The 4985-nt window shown below is 30.9% G+C and carries 6 protein-coding genes; 1 reads left to right on the forward strand and 5 read right to left on the reverse strand.

Translation table 11 applies throughout. The features are described from left to right. Positions 1-6: 6 nt before the first annotated feature. Together EZH24_RS07060 and EZH24_RS07065 are read right to left on the reverse strand one after the other, a co-directional pair. Positions 7-270 (reverse strand): PIN domain-containing protein, encoded by a 264-nt coding sequence (locus tag EZH24_RS07060; protein WP_236847107.1) that lies wholly within the window; start codon positions 268-270, stop codon positions 7-9. A gap of 136 nt (positions 271-406) precedes the next feature. Beyond that, positions 407-1498, reverse strand: a complete 1092-nt coding sequence (locus tag EZH24_RS07065; protein ID WP_137998421.1) for a hypothetical protein — start codon at positions 1496-1498, stop codon at positions 407-409. A 220-nt stretch (positions 1499-1718) separates the two neighbouring features. Between EZH24_RS07065 and EZH24_RS07070 the strand changes: the two genes are divergently transcribed. Beyond that, positions 1719-2993 carry a DNA methyltransferase gene (locus tag EZH24_RS07070; protein WP_137998422.1) on the forward strand — a complete coding sequence of 425 codons (1275 nt, stop codon included), beginning with the start codon at positions 1719-1721 and terminating at the stop codon, positions 2991-2993. A gap of 6 nt (positions 2994-2999) precedes the next feature. Here EZH24_RS07070 and EZH24_RS07075 read toward each other — a convergent pair whose 3' ends face one another. The 3 genes from EZH24_RS07075 to EZH24_RS07085 all read right to left on the reverse strand — a co-directional run. Continuing rightward, complete coding sequence (locus EZH24_RS07075; RefSeq protein ID WP_137998423.1) at positions 3000-3590, reverse strand: MjaI family restriction endonuclease; 591 nt, start codon at positions 3588-3590, stop codon at positions 3000-3002. 27 nt (positions 3591-3617) lie between these two features. Beyond that, a complete protein-coding gene (locus EZH24_RS07080; protein WP_137998424.1) occupies positions 3618-4553 on the reverse strand; it encodes an N-acetylmuramoyl-L-alanine amidase family protein in 936 nt (311 codons plus the stop codon). Further along, the coding region (locus EZH24_RS07085; protein ID WP_170310847.1) for a DNA topoisomerase family protein at positions 4493-4985 on the reverse strand (493 nt) is incomplete at its 5' end. The genes EZH24_RS07080 and EZH24_RS07085, both read right to left, overlap by 61 nt.

Below are 4985 nucleotides of genomic sequence, written 5' to 3' on the forward strand. Positions count from 1 at the left end.
TTCCGATTATAGTGCTTGAAGAATTACTCCGTTTGTAAATATATCTTTATCTTCGCTACTTTCCGAAAGCGTATCGAGTTCCCTTATAAATTCTCTCGCGTTAAAGTTTATCGTGTCGCTTCCTTTTTTAAATTTATCGACTTCTTCAAGCACTATAATCGGAATAACGATATTTGTCTCTTCAAACGAAAATATAGATTTAAAATCATGCAGTATAACATTTGTGTCGAAAACGAATACTTTTTTGTTAGGAAGAAATTTTTCAGTCATTATTAGTCCTTTAGAGTTATTTTAGCATTTTTTAATATTACGATATATAAATAAAAAAATCAACGAATAAAAAAACCTAATTTACCCGCATAACGAATAAATTAGGCTTAATAATTTTCAAAAATTTTCTATAAAACTAAAATCTAAATCTACTCCGCGTAGTTTCTGGCGGCGTTGGAGTTGGCTGGGCATCGTCTGTAAATTTATCTTCTCCCACACTTACAAACTTTATCGTAATTTCAGTTTCAGAGAGGTCATAAATATCCTCCCAAGTAACTTTATAAGTTAGAGAATAGGATTTTTTATCATCTCCCGTTGCCTCTTTAGAAAATACGCTTTTTGAAATTTCTGGTATAGGGGAATCGCCAACCTCATCCGAAACTTTTAAGCTTTTATCCGCAAGTTCTTTTAACAAGGATTTAGCTACAGAAGATTCTGTAATACCACTACCGCTAGTATCACTTTTATTAGTATAAATAGAATTTGTTATTTCAAATGTAAATAGGGGGAGGGTAGCCGTATCAATCTTAAGCGTTCCATTGGTAAAGCAGTAAGAATAACCTCCTGTAATTTTACCACTTTCCTCTTTTTTTTCTTCTAATTCAGAACCTTTCTTCAAAGCCGTTTCAATAAAAGTATTTGTAGCTTCATTACTATCAAATGTTTGAGCATGAGTCAATGTCACTATAACGGGAAAATCAGCTATCACGCTACTAGCCAAATTCGTATCTGTCGCCGTAAATGTAAACTTAACTGCAATGTTTTTTGTTGCAAAATTAGTCGAACTATCCAAATTTCTAATTTTATTTAATCCGCTCTCTTCTATAGTCAATATATCGTTTGTGTATTTGGTATCCGCCGTGGTTATTCTATTCGCTTCCGTTTTATCTTCGTCTTCGATTTCATAACTAACAGTGTAAGGATAATCATTTGCGGAAACAAAACCTATTTTTATTTCGCCAACCGTATTAGTCGTTTTTACGATAAAATTAGTGGTGTTATTGCTATCCGCTTGACTAATTGAAAAAGTTCCCGTAGGAGTCGGTTGTCTATTATTCGTTTTGATATCGCTCGGCGTATAAGGACTTCTTGTCCTTCTACGTTGACAACTGTAAGAAACTATCAATCCTAATATGCATAAAGCTATTAGAAAAACTTTTGAAAAACGAATTTTTTTCACTTGCTTTCCGATATTACAATCGCTTAATTTAAAATTTTCTTCTTTCATATTGAGCCTCCTTAACTTATATAATAAAAATCTCCTCTCTAAAAAATATATAATTTTTATTTAATTATATTATATATTAAATCAAATTTTATAAATTTGTCAAATACTTTTTTCTCCATATTTTACTAATTTCAGTATCGGTATTATAATATTTATTTATCAAATAAAAAATTGACTTTTAGAATTTGTTATTATATAATATAAAAATTGGAAATACAAAATGACTAATCATAAAATATATTTTGGCGATAGCAGACAACTAAATAAAATTCCCGATAAATCCGTTCAATTGATTATAACCTCGCCTCCTTATTGGCAATTAAAAGATTATGGAACTCCCGAACAAATAGGATTTAACGACAGCTACGAAGAATATATAAATAATTTAAATCTCGTTTGGATGGAATGCGATAGAGTTTTATCGGACGGTTGCAGATTATGTATAAATATTGGCGACCAATTTTCACGCTCGGTTTATTACGGCAGATATAAAGTAGTCCCAATAAGAACGGAGATTATAAGATTTTGCGAAACTTTGAAAATGGATTATATGGGCGCGATAATTTGGCAAAAAGCTACAACAATGAATACTTCGGGAGGCGGAACGGTAATGGGAAGTTTTCCTTATCCTCGAAACGGAATTCTTAAAATAGATTACGAATTTATTTTGATATTTAAAAAACTTGGCAAATCTCCAAAGCCTACATTGGAGCAAAAACAAAATTCTATTATGACAAAAGAGGAATGGAATCAATATTTTTCTTCGCATTGGAATTTTAGCGGAGTAAAACAATCCGAACATATCGCGATGTTTCCCGAAGAATTGCCTAAAAGATTAATCAAAATGTTTTCTTTTGCGGGCGAGACAATTTTCGACCCGTTTTTGGGAAGCGCAACGACTTCTTTAGCCGCAAAAAATTTGGGAAGAAATTCGATAGGATACGAAATCAATAAAGAATTTGAACCAATTATTAAAGAAAAATTAAATATAAATCAATTAAGTTTTGATAGCGATACGATTGAATTTTTGGAAGATAATAATAACGGCGATTATTCTTTTGACAAATTGCCTTATATATTTTTAGACCCGCATAAACTCGATAAAAAAATCGATATTAAAAAATTAAAATTCGGCTCTAAAATTGACAAAAATAAAAATGAAAAAAGGAGAGAATTATTTTCCGTAAAAGATGTTATCTCTCCGAATAAAATTATTTTAAATAATGGAGTAGAAGTCAAACTTCTTGGAATAAAAGAAAAAGACGATTTCAAGCCTCAAGCGATTAATTATTTGAAAGAAAAATTTAATAAACGAAAAATATTTTTGAAATACGACTTGCAAAAATACGATAAAAATAATAATTTAATGTGTTATGTTTATTTGGACAACAAAACTTTTATCAATAATCATTTAATAAGAACGGGCTATGTCGATGTTGAGACTAATTTTGATTATTCTTGTAAAAATAAATTTATTAAATCTTTGCCCGTATAAATTTATTTATTCTTCAAATTCAATTTCAATTCCAGATTTTGTTTTAGTATAATAAATCATTTTAACATTAATTGATTCTGATAAACGGCTCATAGTTTTATATGTGTCTGGTTTTATAGAATATGCCACATTGCCGACATATCCGTCTATCCCAGCGGATTCCTCTTCAGGTTTTGCAAGTCTAAAATTAGTTTGTTTAATTTTTGAAATTTTATAAAGTATAGCTTTTTGAACATACAAACCGTTATATGTTTTCGTAATTACTAAATCCTCCCCCCATTTTTGAATCATATTTTTATCTATCAACTCCATAGCGTTTTTTAGATTTTGAATTTGCTCGTATATTTTATTTGTCGAATCGTTAATAGCTTTCGGATATTTAGAAAGATACCATTTTTTCCAAGTATCAATACTAATTTCTTTTTCATTTTTTTGGTATTCTTCAAAAAGTTCGGTAAGTTGTCCTACTACTTTGGGTCTAGTTCCTTGAGCGTTTTGATTTGCCAAGTTTATTAATTGAGATGTATATTTTGGGAATTGCGGATTTGGACTTTCATTTAACGCTTGAATTTCTTCGTTTTTAATTGTGAGTTTCATTTATTTTCCTTGATATTTTTGATTAAATTATTTAGTAAATCCGTTCGTATCTTCAAATTCTTTAATAAATTTCTTTATTCCCGTTGCCGTAGCTTTTACCATTTTTATTCTCGTTTCTTTGGTATTCATAAATTTGGCGTCTTCTTCGTTGGTTATGAATCCAATCTCTATCAAAGTGGAAGGCATTAAAGAACCTTTCAATACATAAAACAAAGCGTTTTGAACGGGTTTATTTCTTTTTGAAACTCCGCTTACTTTATAAACTTCGTCAACTATCGATTGAGCGAGCAATCGGCTTTCTTTTTGATGTTGTTCTACAAGCATATAATTATGAGTTAATTGAGAAATACTTTCCTCGTATTTTGAAGCGTCCACTTTATCGAATTTAACCAACGCGCTGTTTTCCAATATTGAAACCGCTCTCGCATATTCGCTCGATTCTTGAGCAGTTATAAAATATGCTTCGAATCCTTTCGCTTTCGGACTTAAAGAAGCGTTTGCATGAACGCTTATAAATAAAGCGTTTTTCGATTTATTTTCGTTTATTTTTGCCGATGAATTCGCTATTTTATATCTTTCTTGCAAAGTCGGGTAAGTGTCTTTATCTCTAGTAAGAAATATGTCGACATTCGGAAGAATTTTTTTTAATTCTTCTTTTAATTCCAACGAAAACGATAAAACAATATCTTTTTCCCGCAGTTTATTTATTCCAATCGAGCCAGGGTCTTTTCCGCCATGTCCCGCATCTATTATTATTGTCGTAATAGTTTTTTCGTTAAATTTATTCGCTACGGGATTAAAAGTTTTTTTCAAGTCTTCGGGTTTTATATTCAGATTATCTAATTTTATATTTTCGGCTAAAGCTATATTAAAAATATTTAACAAAAAAATAAGAATAATGGCTATTCTTCTCTTTCCTCTTCCGACATTTCTTCCGAATATCCGCAATCTTCTTTTATACAAACTTTAAATAATCCTTTGTTTTTTATTTGCCTTTCAACCATTAGTCCGTTGCATTTCGGACAAGGAGTTTGAACGGGCTTATCCCAACTTACGAAATCGCATTTAGGATAATTGGAACAACCGTAGAATTCTCTTCCCCTTTTGGAGCGCTTTAAAGTTATATCGCCTTGACATTTAGGGCATACTCCGAAAGAAATTCCCTTCGCGTTTTTGCATTCGGGAAATCCAGAACAAGCTATAAAATATCCGTATCTTCCGAGCCTCTTAATCATCTTCCTGCCGCATTTCTCGCATACGAAATCCGTTTCCTCGTTGAAAAAATCCTTCATATTATGAATATTTTCCGCAGCCGTTTTAAGCGTATCCAAAAAATGAGGGTAGAATTCTTTTAATATTTCGTTCCATTCTATATTATCGTCTTCTATTTTTATC

It is taken from the genome of Brachyspira catarrhinii, assembly GCF_005518285.1.
In the GTDB taxonomy this organism is placed as follows: domain Bacteria; phylum Spirochaetota; class Brachyspiria; order Brachyspirales; family Brachyspiraceae; genus Brachyspira; species Brachyspira catarrhinii.

Bases quoted from the DNA above. Each gene is read 5' to 3' on its own strand.
- EZH24_RS07060 (WP_236847107.1), bottom strand. From the start codon at position 270: ATGACTGAAAAATTTCTTCCTAACAAAAAAGTATTCGTTTTCGACACA.
- EZH24_RS07065 (WP_137998421.1), bottom strand. From the start codon at position 1,498: ATGAAAGAAGAAAATTTTAAATTAAGCGATTGTAATATCGGAAAGCAA.
- EZH24_RS07070 (WP_137998422.1), top strand. From the start codon at position 1,719: ATGACTAATCATAAAATATATTTTGGCGATAGCAGACAACTAAATAAA.
- EZH24_RS07075 (WP_137998423.1), bottom strand. From the start codon at position 3,590: ATGAAACTCACAATTAAAAACGAAGAAATTCAAGCGTTAAATGAAAGT.